Origin of the sequence: Kribbella lupini (assembly GCF_039529595.1) — a bacterium.
GTDB classification, from domain to species: domain Bacteria; phylum Actinomycetota; class Actinomycetes; order Propionibacteriales; family Kribbellaceae; genus Kribbella; species Kribbella lupini.
In genome coordinates this window covers 2387131-2408635 of the sequence record NZ_BAAANC010000002.1, presented here as the reverse complement: position 1 = coordinate 2408635, position 21505 = coordinate 2387131, and the positions used below count along the sequence as shown (strand labels likewise).

Here is a 21505-nt window from a genome sequence, read left to right as displayed (position 1 = left end):
TCCGGCGTACTGTGGGAAACCGGCACGCAGGGTGCCACCGGTCCGCGGGAAGGGCTCAGCCCACCTGAGCGGTCGAGGTTGTGCACCACCGGGGTGCCTGCTCAGCGCTGGTGCGCTGACGGGTGGCCCGAGCCCACCTCCTTTCTCGCCTGACGACGCGGACAGCAGGCACACAGAGAGGAGGTCGCCATGCCGACCCGCCGTCTTCCCGACGATCCGAACCTCGAGCACCTGCGCAACCAGGCCAAGACCTTGCTGAAGCAGGTCCGCGCCGGTGACGCCGACGCGCTCGCGCTGGTTGCCGAGTTCCATCCAGCAGACTCGGCCGATTCGATCCGCGGCCTTGCCGACGCACAGCTGGTGGTCGCCCGGAGCTATGGATTCCCGAGCTGGCCGCAACTCGGCCGGCACCTGGGGATCATCGAGCGGTACACGCGGTCGCCTCACCGGCAGAGCGTTGGTGGACCGGTCGAGACCCCCGGCGAGCGGGCCGACGAGTTCCTGCGGCTGGCGACGCTGCACTACGGGCAGGACGACCCTCAGCGGCCCGACCAGGCCCGCGCGCTTCTGGCCCGCTTCCCCGATGTTGCTGTCAGCAACATCTTCACCATGGTCGTCGCCGGTGACGTCGGCGCCGTACGGGCTGAGCTCGACCGGTCACCTCAGCTGGCCGGACTCCAAGGCGGCCCGTTCCGCTGGGAACCCCTTCTCTACCTCACCTACTCACGTCTGGAGGTTTCCCCTGAAGCCCCACTGGAGATCGCCCGCCTCCTCCTCCGCCACGGCGCAGACCCGAACGCCGGTTTCCTCTGGGCGGGCTTGCCGTCCCCGTTCACCGCGCTGACCGGCGCGTTCGGCCGGGGCGAGGGGAATCAGCCGCCGCATCAGAACCGACTGGAGCTGGCACGGCTGCTGCTGGAGGCCGGCGCCGATCCGAACGACGGCCAGACGATGTACAACTGCGGCCTCGGTTGCCCACCGCCGTACGACGACGACCACCTGCGGATGTTGCTGGAGTTCGGGCTCGGTCAGGGCGACGGAGGGCCGTGGCGCCGGCGGCTGACCGTGGCGCACGCGACGCCGCGCCAGCTGCTGGAGGACGAACTGGTCTTCGCCTCGTCGGCGGGTCTGGTGAATCGGGTGCGACTGGTGCTGGAGACGGGAGTCGATCCGGACGCGCGAGGGACGGCGCATCCGATCTTCTTCGGCCATCGAGCCTTCGAGCTGGCCGCGGTGCACGGACACACGGAGGTCGCCGAGTTGCTACGGAAGGCGGGAGCGGCGCCGCTGGACGACGTGCACGAGCTCTTCCAGGCCGTGATGAGCGGCACGGTGGGCGATGTCGATCCCTCGCTCGCGGCGCGGGCGGTGCGGCGCAATCCGTACCTGCCGGTCCGGGCCGCCGAGCTGGGCCGCACGGAAGCCCTGCAGGCCTTGAAGGATCTCGGCTGGGACCTCGCTCTGCCGGGCAGGACGACCCCGTTGCACCAGGCGGCCTTCCATGGCCACCTGGCGACCGTGCGGAAGCTGATCGAGCTGGGCGCTGATCCGACGGTTCGCGATCCCGCCTATCAGAGCACTCCGCTGGGCTGGGCCGAGTTCAACCACCAGCAGGAAGTCGTCGACTACTTGGCTGCCTTGGAGACTTCCGGTCTAAGGGCTGACGGCGAGGAACAGGAAGGCGCTGAAGACCATTAGGTGCGTGGCACCTTGCAGCAGGGTGGCCCGACCGGTTGCCAGGGTGAGCTGACTGATCACGACGGTCAGCGCGAACAGCACCATCTCGGTGCCGCTGAGGCCGAGCACGAGCGGTCCGTCGAGCCAGATGGACGCGAGCGCGATGGCCGGGATGGTCAGCCCGATGCTGGCCAGCGCGGACCCGAGCGCGAGGTTGAGGCTGGTCTGCAGCCGGTTCCGCAGGGCGGCCCGGACGGCGGCGACCGTTTCCGGCAACAGGACCAGGAGAGCGATGATCACACCGACCACGGCGACCGGAGCCCCGGCCGACGCGACCGCTTCCTCCAGCTTCGGGGACACGGTCTTCGCGAGCCCGACCACGGCGACCAGACAGACGAACAGCATGCCCAGGCTGAGGAGCGCCACCCGTCCGCTAGGCGCTGCAGCGTGGGTCTCGGCGTCGCCGTTCTCGTCGTCCTCGTCGCGCTCGTCGCGCTCGTTGTTCGCGTTGTCGACGACCTCGGTGACCGGGTCCGCGGCGGCCTCGGACTGCCCGTCCCTGGCCGCCACCGAAGCATCGCCGGCCGTGGAGAGTTCGGTGTCCGGGCGGTCGGAGTTCCCGGTCCGCACCAGCCCATCGGTGCTGAGCGCTTCGCCGTCTCGAGCCCGCGCCGCCACGCCGGTGCGGAGCGCCTTGTCGGCTTGGGCTTCGGCGTCGTGCTCAACCGGAAGGAAGTAGTCGCGATGACGAATGGTCTGCACGAACACGAACACGCCGTACATCACCAGCGACACCACCCCGGCGAACGCCAGCTGCGCGCCGCTGAAGGTCGCCCCGGGCGTGCTGGTGGTGAACGTCGGCAGCACCAGGCTGAGCGTCACCAGCGCGGTGATCACCGCGAGCGCGCTCCCAGAGGCATGCACGCGGAACTGCTGCGTCCGGTGCCGCAGGGAGCCGACCACGAGCGACAGGCCGAGGATGCCGTTGCAGGTGATCATCACCGCGGCGAACACGGTGTCCCGCGCCAGCGACGCGGCCTTGTCACCGCCGGACGCCATCAACGTGACGATCAGCGCGACCTCGATCACCGTGACCGCCAGCGCGAGGATCAACGTGCCGAACGGTTCACCCACCTTGTGGGCGACAACCTCGGCATGGTGCACGGCCGCGATCACCGCGGCCCCCAGGCCGGCGCACACGAGCACCAGCAGGACCGCCCCGAGATCCCGTCCCCAGGACAGCACCAGCACAACGAGCGCGAGCGGGGGCACGGCCAGACTCCAGCGCGGCAACCCATGGACCACGGAGTTCGTCATCCCCCGAGATTCTATTCGCTCCCCCACAAACCAGTTGGCACCCAACCGCTGCCACCGTGATCCTTTTCGCACCGATCCGATCACCACGACAGCCCCGGAGGTGGAACCGTGCGGTCTGACCAGGCCGAGCACGAGCCGCCCACCGAGATCGAAAGGACCACCATGACGGTCGAGATCAGGGACGCTCGGGCGGAGGACTGGCCGGCCATCTTGCCGTTCTTCCGCGAGATCGTCGACGCCGGCGAGACCTACGCGTACGACCCCACGCTGACCGACGACCAGGCGCGCGACCTGTGGATGTCACCGTCCAGCGCGACCAAGAGCCGCACCACGGTCGCGGTCGATGCCGACGGCACCGTTCTCGGCAGCGCCAACATGTACCCGAACCGCCCCGGCCCTGGCGCCCACGTCGCCAGCGCCAGCTTCATGGTCGCCGACGCCGCCCGAGGCAAGGGCGTGGGCCGAGCCCTCTGCCAGGACGTGATCACCTGGTCCACCACCGAAGGCTTTCGAGCCATCCAGTTCAACGCCGTGGTCGAAACCAACACCGCAGCAGTCCATCTGTGGCAGTCCCTGGGCTTCACCATCATCGGCACTGTCCCCGAGGCCTTCCACCACCCCACCCACGGCTACGTAGGCCTCCACGTCATGCACCGCCCCCTGCCCTGACCACAGCGCGGCCCCAACTGGAGCCCCACCCTGCGGCCGAAGGCGACGCTTGGGCAACCCGGACAGACGACGCGGCCTGCATCGCCTCGGGTCAGCTCCTTCAACGGTTCCGACGTACGAGCCCCTGACGCTCCCGCGCCGGGCAATGTGCAGTACCGCCGCCGACCTCAACCGTTGCTTGGCGGTTCACAGCCCGGAGCGGCCAGCACGTCGAGGTGGAGGGCCGAGCTCGCGGGCGGTGCTACTCGTCCCGTCAGAACGAGGCGAGCTCCTCAGCGGTGAAGGCACGCAGTACGCAGAACTCATTGCCTTCGGGGTCAGCCATCACCACCCAGGACGCCGAGTCGTCCTGGCCGATGTCGACCTTCTTCCCACCGAGGGACTCGATGCGAGCGATTTCAGCGGCCTGGTCCTCCGGACGCAGATCCATGTGCACCCGGTTCTTCACCGACTTCACCTCATCAGCCGGCACCCGCAGGAACAGGATGTCCGGCACGATCCCGTCCTCCGGACTCCCCGCCGGAGGCTCCAGCACGTACTCCTTCTCGTGCTCGACCGTGATCCGCCACCCCAGCACCTCGGCCCAGAACCGCGCCTGCGCGGCCGGATCGATCGCGTCGTAGTTCACACACTGCACCCGAATTCCCATGCCGGAACCTTCTCATCCAGCCGGTCCGCCTTCACCCGATCGGAACCGAGGACCGTCACCATCTGCTTGCTCGCGATGGCTGATGGGTCACATGGGGTGTGGGGAGTGGGGTGGCGTGTTTGGATCGGGGGATGACGGAGACTCGGGCGCGGCGGTTGTGGCGGGTGTTGGAGCCGGTTCATGCGGTGACTTACTTCGCGCCGGAGACTCGGACGGCTACGGACGCCTTGGGGTTGCGGGGTGGGTGGATGAGTTACTTCGCTTGCCGGGCGGCTCCGTTGGGGGCGGTGGGGCCGGAGGTGGTGGCGGCTGCGTTTTACAACTTTCATCCGGGGATGGTGGCTCGGGCGATTCCGGATGCTTGGGCGTATGCGTCGCCGGAGCAGTTGATCGGCGTACGGCTGGAGGCTGTGGACAAGGCTGTGCGGCGGTTGCTGCCTGACGTCGTCGGCAGTACGACGGTGCGGCGGGCGGCGGAGGTGGCGCGGGAGGCGGCTGAGGTGGCGCCGACTGCCGGGCGGGCGTTGGCGGCGGCGAATGCCGCGCTGGAGTGGGCGGACGAACCGCATCTGGTGCTGTGGCAGGCAACGACGATCCTGCGGGAGTCGCGGGGTGACGGGCATGTCGCGGCGTTGGTCGCGGCTGGAATCAGCCCGTGTCAGGCGAACCTGACGCTGGCGGCGTCGGGTGGGCCGTCGAAGGAGGTGTACCGGCAGGCTCGGCGGTGGAGTGACGACGAGTGGGCCGAGGCAGAGCGGGATCTTCAGGAGCGTGGGCTGCTGGGCGTGGACGGTGTGCTGACCGAGCGCGGGTACGCCGTACGGCAGGAGGTCGAGGACACGACCGACCGGCTGGCCGAGCAGGGGTGGCGGGCGCTCGGCGACGAGAAGGCTGATGAGCTCGAGCGGTTGGTGCGGCCGATGAGCACGCTGGTGATGTCGTCGGGGCTGATCCCACCGGACAACCCGATGGCGTTGCGGTGGCCGGAGTCCGAGCTCAGCTAGCCGGAAGCGCCGATCAGTTGGCGGGCCGGGCGCGGAGAGTCGGCTTGGGCCGGACGCACGGAGTCAGCGCTTGGGCGGGACACGGGAGGCGACGCTTGGGCTGGGCGCAAGTGTCGGCACTTGAGTTGGCTGCAGGGAGCCGGCGCCTGGGCTGACCCAGGGAGCCGGCGTTTCGGTTGGCCGCTGGTAGTCAGCGCTTGGGTTGGCCGCGGAAGGTGACGTACAGGAGCGCGACGCCGAGGGCGGCGACCACCGGGCCGACGAGCGCCCAGAAGCTGCTGCCGGTCATCGAGCTGCCTTTGAGGTAGCCGAGGCCCTGCAGGGTCCAGACCACGCCGGCGACGGTCAGCAGGATGCCGAAGGCGCACGCGACGATCTTCTTCACAGGAGGACGACCTCTCAGCAACGGGAGTTGGCCGGGATGCAGGAGCCGACCGGTTGAGGGGAGCCTAGCGGGCGAGCTTCGCGGCCATCAGCTGGATGGACGCGGACAGGTCCTCGCCGCGAGGAGCGCGCTCGGGGTCGAACATCGTCAGCGCGACCACCCCGAGCAGCAGCGCCTGCAGGAACGAGCCGACCTGTTGCGCGCTCGCCTGGTCCGGGGCGGAGCCCGAGGCGGAGTCGGGGGCGGAGTCCGAGGCGGGGTCGGGGGCGGAGTCGGCGTCGGAGCCCGAGGCGGAGTCCGAGGCGGCGTCGCGGGCGGGGCCCGAGGCGGAGTCGGGGCCGGAGCCCGATGCGGAGTCGGGGGCGGCGTCGGCGGGGGTGTGAGCGTGGGCGTCGGCATCAGTTACGCCGAAGAGTGCGGCCAGGCCCTCCCGCGCGTCGACCTGCATCGCGGCGACCGCCTGCAACAGATCGGGCAACTGTGATCCCTGGCTGAGGATCTCGAACTGCGTTGTCCACAACGCCCGGCTCGCTGGGTCGGACAACGTTTCGGCGACCAGTGCCCAGGTGGCAACGAACCGGTCCTCCGGTACGCCGTCCGCGGCGGTCCGGCCGGCATCGGTAGCGGGCGAGCCAGCGTCTGTGGCGGGTCGATCAGCGTGCGTGGTTGGCGTCGCGGACTTCGATGCCCGGGTGCTCGGGCCAGCGGTCATCGTGCGGCTCAGTTCGTCGCCCCACTCGGTGAGCGCCTGGCGCATCGCCTCGTTCAGGAGAGCGTCTTTCGAGCCGAAGTGGTAGCCGATCGCGGCCAGGCTCACGCCGGCTGCGGTGGCGATGTCCCGCGCGGTCGTTCGGGTGTAGCCCTTCTCCCGCAGGCATGTCTTTGCGCCCTCGATCAACGCCTCACGATTGCCCATCTGACGATCGTAGCCATGTCGTCACACGAATGTCTTGGACAGTAGTTCAAAGTGAGTTGGCAACCGCAACGCTGGGGTCAACCAGTACGAAGCCCGTCGGCCGCAGCCTGCCGTACGGCTTCGGTGAGCGCGTCCAGGACTGGCGAGTCGAGCTTCCAGTACTGCCAGTACAGGGGTACGTCGACATACTTGCCCTGGGCAACTTCAACGAGCGTGCCGGCGGCGAGGTCGGCCTCGACGACCTCTTCCTCGATCATCCCCCAGCCCAGCCCGAGCCGGATCGCGCGGACGAACGGACCGGGCGCGGGGATCGAGTGGACGGGCGGGTCGAGCCGTCGTCGGGTCACCTTGCGCATCAAGCGGTGCTGCAGCATGTCCTTCGGGTTGAACACCAGCAGCGGCGCGTCCCCGAGCGCCTCCGGCAGCGGGCGGCCGGTCAGCCAGCGTTCCGCGTACGACGGTGTGGCGATCGACAGGTACCGCATTCGCCCGAGCGGCATCACTCGGCAGCCCTGCACCGGTCGCGGGTCGGCGGTGACCGCCGCGAGCACCGTCCCGGCGCGGAGTAGTTCGGCGGAGTGGTCCTGATCCTCCTGGCGCAGGTCGAACGCCGTTACCAGGTCCTGCGGTACGGCGAGCAGCGCGGGCAGGAACCAGCCGTTCAGCGAGTCCGCGTTGACCGCGATCGGCACGCGCAGCCCTTCGACGGAGCCCTTCACCGCCGCGATCGCCTCGACCTCGAGCAGCGAAACCTGCCGGGCCAGTCGCAGCAGCGCGTCGCCGGCGGCCGTCGTACGGGCGGGCTTGCCGCGCTGGATCAGGACCTGACCGACCCGGCTCTCCAGCGCCTTGATCCGCTGACTCACCGCCGACGGCGTGATCCGCAACCGCTGGGCCGCCAGGTCGAAGCTGCCTTCGTCGATCACCGCCGCGAAGGTGCCGAGCTGGGACGAGTCGAGCTGCATGTGAAGCAATGCTAATGGCAGTGAAGAATCTTTAGCTGGTTTACGAAGCCCAATCTTCCTACCGTCGACGGTGTGAACCTCCTGGCCGGCTTCGCCACGACCTTGTCCATGATCGTCGCCATCGGTGCGCAGAACGCGTTCGTCCTGCGCCAAGGGCTGCGCCGCGAGTTCGTCCTGCCGGTCGTCCTGATCTGCGCCCTGTCCGACGCGCTGCTGATCACCAGCGGCATCGCCGGCCTCGGCGCGCTGCTCACCGGCAATGCCACCGCCCTGACCATCACCAAGTACGCCGGTGCGCTCTTCCTCTTCGGGTACGCCGTGGTCGCGGCCCGCCGCGCGTTGCGGCCGAGCGCGCTGACCGCCGCCGACCACGCCCCGGCCGCGCTGCGCAGCGTGCTGCTGACCTGCCTCGGGTTCACCTACCTCAACCCGCACGTCTACCTCGACACCGTCGTCCTGCTCGGCTCTCTGGCCAACCAACGCGGCACCGACGGCCGCTGGCTCTACGGCATCGGCGCGGTGGCCGGCAGCTTCTTTTGGTTCTTCTCCCTCGGCTACTTCGCCCGCAAGCTCGGCCCGGTCTTCTCCCGCGCCCGCGCCTGGCAGTTCCTCGACGGCGCGATCGCCGTGGTGATGACCGCCCTCGGCACCTGGATGCTGCTCCCCTGAGTCCCAACAATGGGCGGGTGGACGTGACTGTGCTGTGTGACGCCGTGGCGGTGTTTCCCGAGCCGATCGGCGACGCCCTGCCGGGATGGTCGGCCGAGCAGCAGCAGTGGGCCGAGGTGGAGGCGCCGGGGAACGTCGCGGCCGACGGTGGTTGACTGCTGCACTTCCACTCGTACCTGGTGACCAGCGATCAGTACGCCGTGCTTGTGGACACCGGCGTCGGGCCGGCCGGCGGCGAGGCGGCCGAGTGGCTGGGTACGGCGGGGCGGTTGCCTCGCCTGCTGGAGGCTGCCGGCGTCCGCGCAGACGAGATCGACACGGTGATCCTGACGCATGTTCATCTCGACCACGCCGGCTGGAACGTGGAGGGCGATCGACCGCGGTTCGGCAACGCGGAATACGTCGTGCAGCAGGCTGAGCTGGACCACGCGCGGGGCAGTACGACGTACCGGAAGCTCATCGCGCCGCTCGGGTCGCAGCTGCGGGCTGTGGACGGGAGGGCATCTGTTGCCGGGCTGACACTGCTGCCGACCCCGGGACACACGCCGGGGCATCAGTCGGTGCTCACCGACCAGGCACTGATCGCCGGGGACGTGCTGGTGCATCCAGCTCAGGCCAGGTGGCCGGAGCTGGTCTACGTCTACGAGCAGGAACCTGCTGTCGCTACGACGTCCCGCCGGGAGGTACTGCGGCTTGCGGCCGAGCTGGGCGTGCCCATCGCGGCCGCACACGTCAGCTGCGATCAGCGGTAGCCGGTGGTGTCGGCGGGCTTGCCGGGGTCCTGGACCTCGACCATGTAGCGCCAGGCGTCCGGCTGGCTGCCGTCGGCGTCGGTGAAGCCGTAGACCTGGGCGAGTTGACCACTCGACAGGGACTGCTGGTTCCACCGCGCGACGTCGGGGTCGGCCGCGAGCGCGGCGACCGCTCGGCCGACGTACAGCGGGCTCTCGGAGATGGCGAAGTGCGGGATCTTCTCGGTCGCGTCGCGCCAGTTCTCCTCGGTGACCCCGAAACCGTCGAGCATCGCCTCGGACCGGAGCCAGCCCGGCGTGAGCGAGACGGCGGTACCGCCGTACGGCTTGAGCTCGTGCGCGAGCGAGAAGGCCATCCGGTTCACCGCCGCCTTGGCGAGGTCGTAGAAGAACGAGACGCGGTAGTTGGTCGCGTTGTACTCGTCAGTGCCGTCGGTCATCTCGATCACCAGGCCGCCGGGCTGCTTGATCAGCAGCGGCAGCGCGAAGTGGCTGGTGATCGCGTGCGTCTCGACCGCGAGCCGGAAGGTCCGCAGCCCGACGTCGAGCGACGACTCCCAGACGGTCTTGTCCCACTCCATCGTGGTCAGGCCGAAGATGTCGTTGACCAGGAGGTGCAGCGCGCCCTGCTCACGGTCGATCCGGGCGACCAGGTCGCGCACCTGGTCCTGCTCGAGGTGGTCGACCTGGACCGGAATCCCGTGGCCGCCCGCCCGGTCGACCAGCTCGGCGGTCTCCTCGATCGTCTCCGGCCGCTGCATCTCCGACTGCTGGGTGCGCGTGGTCCGGCCGGTCACGTACACCGTCGCGCCGGCCTCGCCCAGGGCGATCGCCGTCCCGCGGCCCGCCGCCCGGGTCCCGCCCGCGACCAGCGCCACCTTGCCGTCCAGAGGCTTCTTCGGCATCCCGCCCACCTTCCTTAACCATACGCTGTACGATTCCGCTACCATACGGCGTATGAATACTGCTGGCAAGCCGGGTCGGCCGCGGGCGGGGGCGGAGCGGCTGAGCCGGGACGCGATCCTGACGGCCGCGCTGCGGATCGTCGACGACGAAGGCGTCGAGGCGATGACGATGCGCCGGTTGGCCGGGACGCTCGGGGTGAACCCGATGTCGATCTACCACCACCTGCCGAACAAGGCGGCGGTGTTCGCCGGGCTGGCCGAGGTGGTGTTCGCGGGGCTGGACGCCGTCCAGCCGCGGGCGGGGTTGTCGTGGCAGGAGGAGCTGAAGGACGCGGCGCGTGCGTACCGGGCCGCATTGCAGGCGCACCCGAATCTGGCGCTGCAGGTGTTGTCGGATCCGTCAGCCGTGTCGGACGTCGTGGTGGTGACCGTCGAGCCGTTCTACCGTGCGCTCGACCGCGGTGGTCTCGAACCGCGCGCGATCTTTGAGTCGGTGAACACGCTCGTCGACTTCGTGCACGGCTTCCTGCTCGGCGAGCTGTCGGTCCGAGCCGCGACTTTCGACCTGGCACCGGACCTGGTCGACCGGGTGGAGAAACTGCCCGAGGGCAAGGCACCGACGTTGAGTCGGGTGGTGCTCGCCCTCGGGCGGGACGGTTTGCACTACGACTTCGACAGCGGGTTCGAGTCGGCGTTGACGGTGCTGGTCAGCGGCATCGAGTCGACCTTGCGCTGACCGGCCTTCAGGCGGGAGATCGCGACACCGAGCAGGCAGAGCGCGCCCCCGGCGTACGCGAGTGGTGCGGGTGACTCGTCGAGCAGGAGCCAGCCGAGGAAGATCGTCAGCGGCGGCACCAGGTACGTCGTCGCGCCCATCCGGCCGGCGCTCGTCCGCGCGAGAGCATAGGCCCAGGTGGTGAACGCGAGCGCGGTCGGGAACGCGCCCAGGAACACGACCCACCAGATCGTCGACGGTCTGGCGTCGGCGGTCTCGCTGACGAGTGCCGGCGCGAAGGGAAGGCAGCTGATCGCGCCGATCGTGCAGGCGATCCAGGTGACCTCGAGGGCGGGAAGCCTGGCCAGCAAGGGCTTCTGGGCCACGACACCGATCGCGTAGGCGATAGCGGCCGCGACGCAGAGGACGACTCCCCAGGTCTCGGCCTGGCCGCTGGACGACGACGTACCGATCAGCAGTACGCCGGCGAACGCGGCCGCGCTGCCGATGACCAGACGGCGCGGGAAGCCTTCGCTGAGGAGCAGGCCGGCCAGCACGGCGATGAGGAGCGGGCCGATGTTGACGAGCATGGCCGCCGTCCCGGCGTCGAGGCGTTGCTCGGCCTCGTTGAGCGCGACGTTGTAGATGCCGAACCAGAGCAGGCCGCAGACCAGCAGGAGCTTCCAGTCGCGCTTGGCCGGCCAGCGGCGGGGGCGGGTGAACACGAGTGCGCCCAGGAGGAGGCTTCCCACGACGAGTCGGCCGAGGGAGAGTGCGCCGGCCGAGAACTCGTGGCCGACGTGACGGATCGCGACGAAGGCGGAGGCCCACAGCACGACGGTGATGGCCGCCGCGCCTGCCGCGAGAACTGCTTGTCGCCGGTCTGTCACTGCGTTCTCCTCGGGGTTGTCATGGGCCGACCGTAGGCGCCGGATTGTTCGGCCGACACCGAATTGCCGGCAGGGCTGGGGCCGCCAACCGTCGGCTTTGGTGATGGAACGGTTGGCGGCCCGGACGTGTGAGGGCTAGGCGGTCTCCTTCTCCGATGGGGCAGGCAGCGATCTCGGGGTGATCAGCGCGGTGAGCAGGACAGGCACGGTCAGCCCGGCGACCAGGACCGGGAGGCTGACCCAGACCGCGCCGAGCGCGAACCCGGCGTACACCGAGACCGCGAACACCTCGGCGAAGAAGCCGGACACCGACGTCACCGTCGCCCGGGCCGGCCCCTCGATGGCGTCCTGCAGGCGCGCGTCCGCGACGACGATGACGAGCTGCATCACGCCGTACCCGACCGCGATCGGAACGAACCCCGCCGCCGTCCCGCTCAACGATCCCCAGGAGATCAGTCCCGCCGTCGCTCCCAGCCCTACCGCGAACACCGAGGCCGGCAGCCGGTACGCCGGTCCCGCCAGCGCACCACCGATCGCCTGCGCTGCCACGGTCCCCGCGATCAGCAGTGGCACCAGGGTCGTGGTCGCTCCCACTCCCCTGGCCAGCAAGGGAAAGTACTCGTCGAACGCCAGGAACCCGCCCAACAGAGCAACCAGTCCCACCGCCCGCCGAACCACCCGGCTGGTGGAGGCTTCCTGAAGACCAGCCCGCAGCATCCCGACGTACCGCTCGAGAGCACCTCGCCAGCCGCCGTCCTCTTCCTCTGGATCGGTTTCGTCGGCCGAAGCTACTCGGGCTGCTTCCGGGAGAGAGGCTGCGACAATCAGTTGCGCAAGGCAACTGATCACGCTGAGCACGCCGACCAGCACATAGCCGCCCAGGGCGAACAACGGGATGGCCAGCAGGGTGGCGGTCAGGTTGGCGGTCAGGGCTGCTGATCTGGCCTTGCCCAGGAGGCCTGCGTACTTGGCCGTGGCGCCTCGGGCCGCCAGCTCGTCGTACACGAAGGCTTCGTACGTGCCGGAGATCAGGGCGGAGCCTGCTCCCCAGAGGACAAAGCCGAGCGCGAACGCGGCGTACGACGGCACGGTGATCCAGGCCGCGTACCCCAGGCCGGTCAGGGCAGGGCCGAGCATCAGGAGCTTGCGGCGGGAGAACACGTCGGCCAAGGCACCGGACGGGATCTCCAGCAGGAACGCCGTCGCCGACCAGATGATGAACAGGGTCGAGATCTCGGTGGACGTCAGTCCGTGATCCTCGAACAGCAACTGGTACAGCGGGTACAGCGGAATCAGGTCCTGCAACGCCTCGTAGGCGACGATGCGGACGGACAAGCGGTCAGGACGTCAAAGGAACGGGCTCGGGTATCTCATGCCTAGAAAATACCCGCGACCTCACCGCGCGAGAAGCTCTTTTGTCCCGGGTGTGGACAAGTGCAGGACCTGGTAGCGCGTTCCCGGCACGATGCCGGGCTCACCGCTCCACAGGGTGAAGTGCACGAGCTCCCAGCGCGTCGGATCCACCGCGATCGCCGAGCTGTGCACCCCCGGCAGCTGAGCGGTCGCGCACAACGAATCCACAGCCTCGGCCACCGGTCCGACGGGATCGACGTCGGGCGGCAGGACGAGAGTGTTCCTCGTCGCCGCGACGGCCGGCTGGTCGACGTCCGGCCCAGCCAGCGAGTCGACGCCGGTCCAGTGCCGCACGCTGGGCCGCCCGAACGACTGGCAGATCCCCGTGAAGAACCCGCCGCCCCACAGGAACCGCGCCATCCCGGCGGAGTCGTTCCACAGGTAGAAGGGCGCGTACTGGTTCACCATGGCGCCGTTCGCCTGGTCCTGGATCAGGTAGGCCTTGAACCCGAGCCCGTCGAAGTCGTCGGTCGACGCGCCGCGCTCCGCCACCCGGCGCCGGATGATCCCCATGTCGTAGTCCGCCGGCAAGGTCACCTCGTACTGCATCGCGTACACGGTCCGCTCCTTCTCGATCGACGTGCTGAACATACTAGTAGGTACAGAGCTAATTGCCGCGCGCCCGTCCACACTTTCGGCCAGGCTTGGGCCATGACGAGCGATCGGATCTGGTCGAAGCTCCCCGCCGGGACCCGCGAGGCGCTGGTCGGCGAACTGAGCCCGTCCGACCTGCAGAGCGCGTTCCTGGACGTCAGCCGTGAACGTGCCGCGAAGCTGACTCCGGCCCGGGTTTTCGACCGCTGGCGCAACGACCGCTTCGTGCAGCCGTCCCAGGCCGATCCGCGGGCACTGGTCCGTACCCAGGCCCGAATGTGGGAGCTGCTGCCGGACCGGTTCGCCGGCGTCGAGCTGTCACCGGTGACGCCGCTCGGCACGTGCTCGGTCGTGTCCACCATCCACCAGAACATGGTCCTGAGCACCATGCGGAACACCGAGGTCGCCAGCGACCCGACCAACGAGCTCGCACTCGAGGCCGCCGTACGGCGACGTGCCGGTGCCGAGCGGGTCGACCTGGCGACCTGTCAGCGGGTGGTGCGGGCGCAGGCGAACGACGCTCCGGGGATGTCCGCGCACTTCCAGCTGTTCGCGCTGGTGTCGTCCGCGCGGGACACCGGGTCGGGCCGCACGGAGGCGGAGCTGCTGCTGGATCACCTGCGCTACTGGTACGCCGTACTTGGTGAGCAGGCGGACTTCAGCTTCACCACGTTCACGCCGGGTGCGGTCCGGGAGCGGATCGACGACACCGTGCGGCCTGGACTGCCGGTGGAGTTCGCGGAGGACGCCGAGCGCACCAAGGGCGCCGGCTACTACGCCGGTACGGCGATCGGCATCGGTGTGGCCGGCAACGAGCTGGGCGACGGCGGCTTCACCCGCTGGACCGCTGACCTGCTCGGCGACGCCAAGGAGCGCTGCCTGATCTCCTGCGTCTCCACCGAACGCCTGACCGCGCTCAGCGCAGTTTGAGCAGCCCTGCATCGGTGGGCCTGAACCCGCACGAGTCGAGGTAGAAGCTTGCAAGGTGCGGCTCGTAATCGACGTGCAGCCACTCGCAGCCGGCCGCGCGCGCCTCGTCCGCGGCACGGGCCACCAGCTGGGAGCCGATCCCCTTGCGGCCGTGGTCCGGGTGCACGGCGGTGTCCAGCACGAACGCGTGGGCTCCGCCGTCCCAGCAGACCTGCACGAAGCCGATCAGCTCGTCGTTGTCGAAGGCACCGACCCAGGTGAGCGCGTGCCGTTCCAAGCGGGCGGCCCACGGCTGGACCTCGCCCGGAACGTCGAAGGCCAAGGAGTGCAGGGCCGAGAGCACTTCGTCGTCAACGGGGAATCGCACCCGCAGCTCCACTTAGCGTCCTTCCGTGCTGATCAGTACGACGGTGCTGCCGGCGGTCAGGTCGAGCGCGGAGCGTGCAGCGCGCAGGCCGGCCAGTGTGGCTGCTCCACTCGGGCCGGACGAGATGCCCAACGCCGCAAGGTCGTCTGACGCCTGCAGCGCGTCGGCATCCTCTACCGTGACTGACGCGTGTAGGCCGTCGCGCAGTACCGGCCAGGCCAGGCTGGACGGCGTACCGCAGTTCAGGCCGGCCATGACTGTGCTGCTGGTTTCCACTGTCACCAGGTGACCGGCCAGCAAGCTGGTGGTGACACAGGCGGCACTGCTGGGCTCTACGCCGAGGACAGTGCTGCAGTGGGCGACTGCTGCTTGGGCGACCGAGCCGACGCCCATCGGTACGACGACCAGGTCGGCGTCGACGTCGAGCTCGTGGAACAGGGTCGAGTAGCCGTCGACGATGAGCTGCGGGATCTCCTCGTAGCCGGGCCAGGCGGAGTCCTGGATCAGGAGGCGGCCGGTGGTGATCGAGTCCGCGGCGGCGCGCACGGCGTCGTCGTACGAGGTGGGCAGGACGGTGACCTCGGCGCCCTCGGAGCGGATGGCGTCGATCGCTGCAGTGCTGACCACGTCGGGGATGAAGACGTGGGAGCGGAGGCCGAGCATGCGGGCCCGGCGGGCGACGGCGCGGCCGTGGTTGCCGTCGGTCGCGGTGACGAGGACCTCAGTGTCGGGCTGAAGCGCGCGGTGGATCGCCCACCACGCGCCGAGGGCCTTGAAAGCGGGCAGGCCGAGGCGCCGGGACTCGTCTTTCACCAGCAGGCGTCCGACTCCCAGCTCAGCTGCCAGCGTTGGTACGTCGTGCAGCGGTGTAGGGGCGTAATCGGCCAACGTCAGGTGGAACGCCAGCACCTCTGCAGATGCCGGCGTCGTAGGCCGAGTGCGGGCTTCTGCCCGGTACAGCACCGGCTACGCGACCAGGGCGAACGCCTGCGCGGTGGTCGAGTACGTCTGCGGGGAGGAGGTCCCGATCCGCTGCGGGGCCGACTCCTGGACCCGGATCGCCGCCGTCTGCAGGCGGACCGGCATCGTGGCCCGGACGGCCGTAGCGAGGTCGAACTGCACCTCGGCCAGCAGGTCGGACAGCTCCAGGTCGAGCGCCCGGCAGATCGCGGCCAGGATCTCCGACGAGGGCTCCTTGCGGCCGCGTTCGATCTCGGACAGGTACGGCACAGACACCTGGGCCACCTCGGCGAGCTCGCGCAGGGTGATCCCCCGCTCGCGCCGCAGCCGGCGGAAGACGTTCCCGATCACCTGGCGTAGCAGCACGTCTGGTCCTCCTCGGTCAGTGGTCCTTGTACCGAGTGTGCCACCCCCGGCGGGTCTGCGGTGGGCAGATCTGCCAAGGGCAGATTCCCGGGACGGCCGGCCCCGCGGCGGTCACGCTGGGAACCATGAGCGAGAACCAGCGAACCACCGACCTCGACCAGCACATCTACCAACGCCTGCTCTGGCAGCGCATCGTCGTCCTGCGCGACGAGATCAAGGACGAGAACGCCAACGCGCTGTGCGCCCAGCTGGTGCTGCTGAACGCCGAGGACCCGAAGGCGGAGATCTCGCTCTACATCAACTCCCCCGGCGGCTCGGTGTCGGCGGGGCTGGCGATCCTCGACACGATGAACTTCATCAGCAACGAGGTCTCGACGTACGCGATGGGCCTGGTCGCGTCGATGGGACAGGTGCTGCTGGCCTGCGGTGCCCCGGGCAAGCGGTTCAGCCTGCCGCACGCGCGGATCATGATGCACCAGCCGTCCGGCGGGATGGGCGGCACGGCCAGTGACATCAAGACCCAGGCGGAGCAGTCGCTGCTGGCCAAGAAGCAGCTGGCGTCGCTGCTGAGTGAGCGGACCGGGCAGAGCGTCGACCGGATCACCGAGGACTTCGACCGGGATCGCTGGTTCACGCCGGAGCAGGCGCTGGACTACGGGATCATCGACCGGGTGCTGACCCAGCCGGTCAGCGTCTGAGCCGGCTGGGTCAGCTTCTGGACCGTCGTCTGAGCCGGCCGGGCGTCGTACTGGCCGGAGCCCGCTCCCCCGAGCTGCGGGCCCCGGCGGCTGTCAGGCCAAGGCCTGTGCGAGGTCCTTGACCAGGTCTTCGGGGTCCTCCAGACCGATGCTCAGGCGGAGCAGGTCCGGGTCGGGCTTGGCGTGCTCGGCGACCAAGCGGTGGGTCAGAGCAGCCGGGTGCTGGATCAGGGTGTCCACACCGCCCAGTGAGACCGCGTGGGTGATCAGCTCGAGCCTGGCGAGCAGCTGGTCGGCCCGACTCGTCCGGAACGCCAGTACCGCGCCCGGACCGCTCAGCTGCCTACCGACCAGCCCGCGCGGATCGCACTCGGGCAGACCGGGGTAGTAGACCTTGTCCACAGCCGGGTGGGTGCTCAGCCAGTCAGCCACCTTCGCCGCGCCGGCCTGCTGAGCGCGGACGCGGACCGGCAGCGTCTGCAGCCCCCGGTGCAGCTCGTACGCCGCCAGCGGGTAGAGCAGCGCGCCGGTTACCGCACGCAGCTGGCGGAGCCGGGCGACCCACTCCGTCGGTCCGGCGACCAGTCCGCCCATCAGATCGCCGTGGCCGCCCAGGTACTTCGTCGCCGAGTGCAGCACGAGCGTCGCGCCGTGCTGCGCGGGCTGCTGAAGTACGGGCGTCGCGAACGTGTTGTCCACAGCCACCGGTACGCCGGACGCCTGGCGGACCACGTCGGCGATGTCGACTAGCTCGACGGTGGGGTTGGCCGGCGTTTCGATCAGCACGAGGCCGGTGTCGGGGCGGAGTGCTTCGGCGACGGTGTCGGGGGTGGCCCAGCTGACCGTCGTACCGAGCAGGCCTGTGGACAACAGGTGGTCGGAGCCGCCGTACAGGGGCCGGACGGCGACGACGTGCGGCTTGCCGGCGGCGACTGTGGCGAGCAGGACCGCGGTCAGCGCGGCCATGCCACTGCTGAAGGCCACTGCGCCGTCGCAGGTCTCCAGCTCGGCCAGGGCGGTTTCGAGGCGGGCGACGTTCGGGTTCCACAGCCGCTGGTAGACGAGGCTGCCGTCGGCCGGGTCGCCGCCGGTCGCCAGGCGGTCGTACGCCGCGCCGCCCGCCTGCAGGTCGGTCAGCGGGTACGTCGTACTCAGGTCGATCGGGGGGACGTGCACGCCGAGTGCGGTCAGGTCGTCGCGGCCGGCGTGCACGGCGCGGGTGTCCGATGCGGTCATCGAGCCTCCTTGGTCCGTCTGCGGTGCGGCCAGGGTGGAATCTTCTGCGAGTTTCGGGCAATAGTTCCGAAGAAAATTCGTCCACAGGTCTATCCACACGCTGTGGATTCTGTGGATGGCCCTTACAGTGAGGTCATGCCGAAGGATCGCCGGAGCCCCGGACCGGCCCCCCGGCCGATCCCCGCGGGACTCGACGAGGTCGACCTGGAGCTCGTCCGGCTGCTCACCGCGGACGGCCGGATGCCGAACAACGCGCTCGCCGAGGCGACCGGGATCGCCCCGTCGACCTGCCTGGCGCGCGTCCGCGCGCTGCGCGACCGCGGGGTGATCCGCGGCTTTCACGCGGACGTCGACCTGGCGGCGCTCGGGCGCCCGCTGCAGGCGATGGTGGCGATCCGGATCGGCGCCGACTCCCGCGACGAGATCGACCGCTTCCGCGCGATGGTGCCGCGGCTACCCGGCGTCCTGTCGCTCTTCCACGTCAGCGGCGCCAACGACTACCTGCTGCACGTCGCGGCCGAGTCCCCCGACGCGCTGCGCGACTTCGTGCTCGACCACCTGACGGCGGATCCCGCGGTGGTTCACGCGGAAACCAGCCTCATCTTCGAGCACGTCAGAACCTGACCTGTGGATAACTCCGCACCCACAGGCCTGTGGACAACTCTCCGTTAGCGGGGCTTCAGGCCCCAGGCTTCGGCGAGGAGCGTGAACGAGTGGCGGCGTTCGGCTGGGTCGTGGATGGCTGTGGTGATGATGAGTTCGTCGGCGCCGGCCTGGTTGGCTCGGCGGCCCAGGTCGGCGGCGACCTGGTCGGGGGTGCCGACCGAGACGACGTTGGTCCACTCCTCGACGGCTGCTTTTTCGCCTTCGGACCACGGGTAGGCGGCGGCCTCCTCCGGGGACGGGAGGGGGCCGGGGCGGCCGGAGCGGAGGCGGAGCATGGAAAGGGCGTTGGCCTGGGCGAGCTGCTGGGCGCGCTCTTCGGTCTCGGCGACGATCGCGGCCAGGGCGAGGATGGCGTGCGGTTCCGCGCGCTCGGCCGACGGCTGGAAGATTTCCTTGTACTTGCCGATCACGCCGGCCGGGTCGAGCGTGCCGAAGTGGCCGGCGTAGGCGAAGCCGGTGCCGAGGATCGCGGCGGCCTGGCCGCCGTACGTGCTGGAGCCGAGGATCCAGACCGGGGGCAGCGGTACGTCGGACGGCTGCGCGGTGATCGGGGCGAACGGGTGGTCGGCGGGGAAGCCCTCGGCGTACGCGCGGAGCTCGGCGTACTGGTCGGGGAAGTCGTCGGCGGCCAGGGCCTCGCGGCTACGGCGCAGGGCGAGCGCGGTGCGCTGGTCGGTGCCGGGCGCGCGGCCGATGCCGAGGTCGATGCGGCCGGGGTGCAGGCCGGCGAGGACGCGGAAGGTCTCGGCGACCTTCAGCGGGGAGTGGTTCGGCAGCATGATGCCGCCGGAGCCGACGCGGATCGTCGAGGTGACGCCGGCGACCGCGGCGATCATCACCTCGGGCGTCGAGCTCGCGACGCTCGGGATGTTGTGGTGCTCGGCCAGCCAGAAGCGGCTGTAGCCGGCCGCCTCCGCGGTCTTCGCCAGTTCGAGCGTCTCGTGCAACGCCTCGGACGGCTTGGTCCCGGTCGGCACCGGAGACAGGTCGAGCACGGACAGCGGCATCGCTTCACTCGTCACGTTCAACCCCAACCGGCCGGTACGGCGTCCTATTCCACGGCGGCGCCGGCCACCGGAACGTCGACACCATCCACGCTCACATCCACGCACCCGGTGAACGTGTACGACGGCTCGCCGCCCATGATCCGGTTGCCGGTGAACACGAGCCCGCCGACGCTCTTCGCCCGCAGTACCTCGCCGTCGCCGGTCAGCCGGAACTCGTTGTCCTCGATCCGTACGCCGCGGTGCACCGGCTCGCCCTCGACCTGGTTGGTCGGGTCGAACCAGATCACCGGCGTCGCCGGCCGCAGGAACTGGTTGCCCCGGACGACGAGATCGCGCACCGGCCCGGATTCGTACCACTGGTGCGCGTCGGCGGAGACGTAGATGCTCGCCATGCTCATCCCGTCGAACACGTTGTCCTCGATGACGCTGCTCCCCCGCGTCGTGAGCAGGACGCCGCGGGTCGGGATGTTGCGGAAGGTGTTGCCGGCGATCCGCACGCTCGGCGCGTAGGTGACGTTCTCGACGACGTGTCCGCCGGGCACGACAGCATCCGGTACGGCGCGGTCGAGCGTGATCATCATCGTGGTCAGCGGTTTGCTGCTGTCGACGCCGGTCGGGCCTTCGACCCTGGTGACCGTTGCCTGGCCGACGCCGACCATGGTCAGCTTGTCGACGAACTCGACGACGTCGCCGAGGTGGAACTGTGGAAAACCCGCCGTCTCGTGGTGCATGTACCGCAGGTTCAGCTGATCCCGCGAGCGGGCGACCACCTCGACGTACGTGCCGTGCACGTTGATCGGGTCGTCGTGGCCGCCGTCGAACAGGTTGCCGGTGATCGTCACCGTGCCCCGCACGCCCGACAGCTGGAGGATGTCCGCGAACGCCGCCGTGCTGCGCCCGATCGAGCGGTCGGCGTGGAACTCGTTGTCCGTCACCGTGATGTCCGTGCTGAGCTGGGCGACGATGCCGAAGCCGTGCAGGTAGCCCGCCTTCAGATTCGTGACCGTGACCTGCGCGGACTCCCAGATGAAGCCGGCGGCGGTGTCGCGGGTGGGCTCGCGCAACTGGTAGACGAGCCCCTCGTCCGAAGGAACCACCGCGGCGGAGTAGTCGACGCGTACGCGGTGATCACCGAGATCGGTCAGCGCGGCAACGTCAACGAAGAGCGGATTCGGCCCGCGCCACGTGCGCTGGGTCGCTGGGTCGTGGAGCTGGGAGTACCACATCTCGTCGGTGGTGTGCCGCCAGTACGGCGTACCGGTGGCCGGGCTGGTCTCGCCCAGGAAGGTCAGACCGCGATCGACCGCATAAGGATTGCCCGGCGGAATGCTGAGCACCCGGTACCCCAGACCTGCCTCCGCGACGGTCACGTCGACCACCTTCGGCGCCGAGTGGTCGAAGGCGAAGTCGCGGATCGTGACCCGCTCGGAGCGGACCACGGCGAACAGGCCCATCAGCCCGTGCAGCTGAAAGGTCGACCCGTCGCCGTCGATGGTCAGGTCCTCGAAGTCCTCCACCAGGAACGCGAAGCGCTTGTGGCGGTGGGCCTGGTCAGCGCCGACCGTGTTCGAGATGTAGAACTCCCGCTCGACCGCGTGCTCGGGATAGAGCTGGTAGGTGCCCCGCGGGAACAGCAGGCGGACCGGCCCGTCCAAGGACTTCGCGTGAGCCAGCGCGTCGACCACGGCCGGAGTGCTGTCCTGGATGCCGCCAAGGTCCGCGCCGAACGCGGTGACGTCGACTACGTGGGTCACA

At 69.6% G+C, this 21505-nt stretch carries 25 protein-coding genes; 10 read left to right on the top strand and 15 right to left on the bottom strand.

From position 1 onward, the window contains the following. The first annotated feature begins 189 nt into the window (after positions 1-189). Positions 190-1698 carry an ankyrin repeat domain-containing protein gene (locus ABD235_RS24855; RefSeq protein ID WP_344178102.1) on the top strand — a complete coding sequence of 503 codons (1509 nt, stop codon included), beginning with the start codon at positions 190-192 and terminating at the stop codon, positions 1696-1698. On the opposite strand, the gene ABD235_RS24850 is transcribed toward ABD235_RS24855, so the two are convergent. Continuing rightward, positions 1654-2994: a calcium:cation antiporter gene (locus ABD235_RS24850; RefSeq protein WP_344178100.1), complete on the bottom strand. Its 1341-nt coding sequence runs from the start codon at positions 2992-2994 to the stop codon at positions 1654-1656. The two genes, ABD235_RS24855 and ABD235_RS24850, sit on opposite strands and share 45 nt — an antisense overlap. A 108-nt stretch (positions 2995-3102) precedes the next feature. On the opposite strand from ABD235_RS24850, the gene ABD235_RS24845 reads away from it, so the two are divergent. Then, on the top strand, positions 3103-3663 hold the full coding sequence (locus tag ABD235_RS24845; RefSeq protein ID WP_344178098.1) for a GNAT family N-acetyltransferase: 561 nt from the start codon (positions 3103-3105) through the stop codon (positions 3661-3663). 253 nt (positions 3664-3916) lie between these two features. On the opposite strand, the gene ABD235_RS24840 is transcribed toward ABD235_RS24845, so the two are convergent. After that, complete coding sequence (locus ABD235_RS24840; RefSeq protein WP_344178095.1) at positions 3917-4312, bottom strand: VOC family protein; 396 nt, start codon at positions 4310-4312, stop codon at positions 3917-3919. Positions 4313-4443: 131 nt separating this feature from the next. Here ABD235_RS24840 and ABD235_RS24835 point away from each other — a divergent pair, with 131 nt between their 5' ends. Next, positions 4444-5316 (top strand): SCO6745 family protein, encoded by an 873-nt coding sequence (locus ABD235_RS24835; RefSeq protein ID WP_425553170.1) that lies wholly within the window; start codon positions 4444-4446, stop codon positions 5314-5316. A 190-nt stretch (positions 5317-5506) separates the two neighbouring features. Here ABD235_RS24835 and ABD235_RS24830 read toward each other — a convergent pair whose 3' ends face one another. From ABD235_RS24830 to ABD235_RS24820, 3 genes are all read right to left on the bottom strand, one after another. Further along, positions 5507-5701, bottom strand: coding sequence for a hypothetical protein (locus tag ABD235_RS24830; RefSeq protein ID WP_344178091.1), 195 nt, complete (start codon positions 5699-5701; stop codon positions 5507-5509). A 64-nt stretch (positions 5702-5765) separates the two neighbouring features. After that, on the bottom strand, positions 5766-6617 hold the full coding sequence (locus ABD235_RS24825; RefSeq protein WP_344178088.1) for a TetR/AcrR family transcriptional regulator: 852 nt from the start codon (positions 6615-6617) through the stop codon (positions 5766-5768). Positions 6618-6694: 77 nt separating this feature from the next. Then, the gene (locus tag ABD235_RS24820) at positions 6695-7582 is read right to left on the bottom strand and encodes a LysR family transcriptional regulator ArgP (protein ID WP_344178085.1); all 888 of its coding nucleotides are present in this window, start codon (positions 7580-7582) and stop codon (positions 6695-6697) included. Between the two features lie 72 nt (positions 7583-7654). Here ABD235_RS24820 and ABD235_RS24815 point away from each other — a divergent pair, with 72 nt between their 5' ends. Genes ABD235_RS24815 through ABD235_RS24805 form a run of 3 tightly spaced genes read left to right on the top strand, consistent with a single transcriptional unit; the run spans position 7655 to position 9003 of the window. Then, complete coding sequence (locus ABD235_RS24815) at positions 7655-8251, top strand: LysE/ArgO family amino acid transporter (RefSeq protein ID WP_344178083.1); 597 nt, start codon at positions 7655-7657, stop codon at positions 8249-8251. A gap of 17 nt (positions 8252-8268) precedes the next feature. Beyond that, complete coding sequence (locus tag ABD235_RS24810; RefSeq protein ID WP_344178081.1) at positions 8269-8406, top strand: hypothetical protein; 138 nt, start codon at positions 8269-8271, stop codon at positions 8404-8406. 24 nt (positions 8407-8430) lie between these two features. Next, complete coding sequence (locus tag ABD235_RS24805; protein WP_344178079.1) at positions 8431-9003, top strand: MBL fold metallo-hydrolase; 573 nt, start codon at positions 8431-8433, stop codon at positions 9001-9003. Here ABD235_RS24805 and ABD235_RS24800 read toward each other — a convergent pair. Next, the gene (locus ABD235_RS24800) at positions 8994-9908 is read right to left on the bottom strand and encodes an SDR family oxidoreductase (RefSeq protein ID WP_344178077.1); all 915 of its coding nucleotides are present in this window, start codon (positions 9906-9908) and stop codon (positions 8994-8996) included. The two genes, ABD235_RS24805 and ABD235_RS24800, sit on opposite strands and share 10 nt — an antisense overlap. Positions 9909-9960: 52 nt before the next feature. On the opposite strand from ABD235_RS24800, the gene ABD235_RS24795 reads away from it, so the two are divergent. Beyond that, positions 9961-10644 (top strand): TetR/AcrR family transcriptional regulator C-terminal domain-containing protein, encoded by a 684-nt coding sequence (locus ABD235_RS24795; protein WP_344178075.1) that lies wholly within the window; start codon positions 9961-9963, stop codon positions 10642-10644. Here the strand turns inward: ABD235_RS24795 and ABD235_RS24790 are convergent. The 3 genes from ABD235_RS24790 to ABD235_RS24780 form a co-directional block, all read right to left on the bottom strand. Beyond that, the gene (locus ABD235_RS24790; protein ID WP_344178073.1) at positions 10572-11513 is read right to left on the bottom strand and encodes a DMT family transporter; all 942 of its coding nucleotides are present in this window, start codon (positions 11511-11513) and stop codon (positions 10572-10574) included. The two genes, ABD235_RS24795 and ABD235_RS24790, sit on opposite strands and share 73 nt — an antisense overlap. 135 nt (positions 11514-11648) lie before the next feature. Next, positions 11649-12848, bottom strand: a complete 1200-nt coding sequence (locus ABD235_RS24785) for an MFS transporter (RefSeq protein WP_344178071.1) — start codon at positions 12846-12848, stop codon at positions 11649-11651. 60 nt (positions 12849-12908) lie between these two features. Beyond that, entirely contained in the window at positions 12909-13517 is a 609-nt protein-coding gene (locus tag ABD235_RS24780; RefSeq protein WP_344178069.1) for a DUF4865 family protein, read from the bottom strand. A 60-nt stretch (positions 13518-13577) separates the two neighbouring features. Here ABD235_RS24780 and ABD235_RS24775 point away from each other — a divergent pair, with 60 nt between their 5' ends. Continuing rightward, entirely contained in the window at positions 13578-14450 is an 873-nt protein-coding gene (locus ABD235_RS24775; RefSeq protein ID WP_344178067.1) for a hypothetical protein, read from the top strand. On the opposite strand, the gene ABD235_RS24770 is transcribed toward ABD235_RS24775, so the two are convergent. Genes ABD235_RS24770 through ABD235_RS24760 form a run of 3 tightly spaced genes read right to left on the bottom strand, consistent with a single transcriptional unit; the run spans position 14437 to position 16143 of the window. After that, entirely contained in the window at positions 14437-14817 is a 381-nt protein-coding gene (locus tag ABD235_RS24770; protein WP_344178065.1) for a GNAT family N-acetyltransferase, read from the bottom strand. The two genes, ABD235_RS24775 and ABD235_RS24770, sit on opposite strands and share 14 nt — an antisense overlap. A 12-nt stretch (positions 14818-14829) precedes the next feature. Beyond that, complete coding sequence (locus ABD235_RS24765) at positions 14830-15726, bottom strand: pyridoxal-phosphate dependent enzyme (protein WP_344178063.1); 897 nt, start codon at positions 15724-15726, stop codon at positions 14830-14832. A 57-nt stretch (positions 15727-15783) separates the two neighbouring features. Further along, a complete protein-coding gene (locus ABD235_RS24760; RefSeq protein WP_344178061.1) occupies positions 15784-16143 on the bottom strand; it encodes a helix-turn-helix domain-containing protein in 360 nt (119 codons plus the stop codon). 83 nt (positions 16144-16226) lie between these two features. Between ABD235_RS24760 and ABD235_RS24755 the strand changes: the two genes are divergently transcribed. After that, positions 16227-16841 (top strand): ClpP family protease, encoded by a 615-nt coding sequence (locus ABD235_RS24755; RefSeq protein ID WP_425553181.1) that lies wholly within the window; start codon positions 16227-16229, stop codon positions 16839-16841. 93 nt (positions 16842-16934) lie between these two features. Here the strand turns inward: ABD235_RS24755 and ABD235_RS24750 are convergent, their stop codons facing one another. After that, the gene (locus tag ABD235_RS24750; protein ID WP_344178056.1) at positions 16935-18077 is read right to left on the bottom strand and encodes a trans-sulfuration enzyme family protein; all 1143 of its coding nucleotides are present in this window, start codon (positions 18075-18077) and stop codon (positions 16935-16937) included. Between the two features lie 135 nt (positions 18078-18212). Between ABD235_RS24750 and ABD235_RS24745 the strand changes: the two genes are divergently transcribed. Further along, entirely contained in the window at positions 18213-18701 is a 489-nt protein-coding gene (locus ABD235_RS24745) for an Lrp/AsnC family transcriptional regulator (RefSeq protein ID WP_344178054.1), read from the top strand. Between the two features lie 44 nt (positions 18702-18745). On the opposite strand, the gene ABD235_RS24740 is transcribed toward ABD235_RS24745, so the two are convergent. Continuing rightward, positions 18746-19765, bottom strand: a complete 1020-nt coding sequence (locus ABD235_RS24740; protein WP_344178052.1) for an LLM class flavin-dependent oxidoreductase — start codon at positions 19763-19765, stop codon at positions 18746-18748. 29 nt (positions 19766-19794) lie between these two features. Continuing rightward, entirely contained in the window at positions 19795-21504 is a 1710-nt protein-coding gene (locus tag ABD235_RS24735) for an alpha-1,3-galactosidase-related protein (RefSeq protein WP_344178049.1), read from the bottom strand. Between the last annotated feature and the right edge of the window lies 1 nt (position 21505).

Excerpts from the sequence above, each read along its gene's own strand:
- ABD235_RS24825 (WP_344178088.1), bottom strand. The coding sequence starts at position 6,617 with ATGGGCAATCGTGAGGCGTTGATCGAGGGCGCAAAGACATGCCTGCGG.
- ABD235_RS24745 (WP_344178054.1), top strand. The coding sequence starts at position 18,213 with ATGCCGAAGGATCGCCGGAGCCCCGGACCGGCCCCCCGGCCGATCCCC.
- ABD235_RS24835 (WP_425553170.1), top strand. The coding sequence starts at position 4,444 with ATGACGGAGACTCGGGCGCGGCGGTTGTGGCGGGTGTTGGAGCCGGTT.
- ABD235_RS24780 (WP_344178069.1), bottom strand. The coding sequence starts at position 13,517 with ATGTTCAGCACGTCGATCGAGAAGGAGCGGACCGTGTACGCGATGCAG.
- ABD235_RS24750 (WP_344178056.1), bottom strand. The coding sequence starts at position 18,077 with ATGACCGCATCGGACACCCGCGCCGTGCACGCCGGCCGCGACGACCTG.
- ABD235_RS24855 (WP_344178102.1), top strand. The coding sequence starts at position 190 with ATGCCGACCCGCCGTCTTCCCGACGATCCGAACCTCGAGCACCTGCGC.
- ABD235_RS24795 (WP_344178075.1), top strand. The coding sequence starts at position 9,961 with ATGAATACTGCTGGCAAGCCGGGTCGGCCGCGGGCGGGGGCGGAGCGG.
- ABD235_RS24840 (WP_344178095.1), bottom strand. The coding sequence starts at position 4,312 with ATGGGAATTCGGGTGCAGTGTGTGAACTACGACGCGATCGATCCGGCC.
- ABD235_RS24800 (WP_344178077.1), bottom strand. The coding sequence starts at position 9,908 with ATGCCGAAGAAGCCTCTGGACGGCAAGGTGGCGCTGGTCGCGGGCGGG.
- ABD235_RS24775 (WP_344178067.1), top strand. The coding sequence starts at position 13,578 with ATGACGAGCGATCGGATCTGGTCGAAGCTCCCCGCCGGGACCCGCGAG.
- ABD235_RS24850 (WP_344178100.1), bottom strand. The coding sequence starts at position 2,994 with ATGACGAACTCCGTGGTCCATGGGTTGCCGCGCTGGAGTCTGGCCGTG.
- ABD235_RS24820 (WP_344178085.1), bottom strand. The coding sequence starts at position 7,582 with ATGCAGCTCGACTCGTCCCAGCTCGGCACCTTCGCGGCGGTGATCGAC.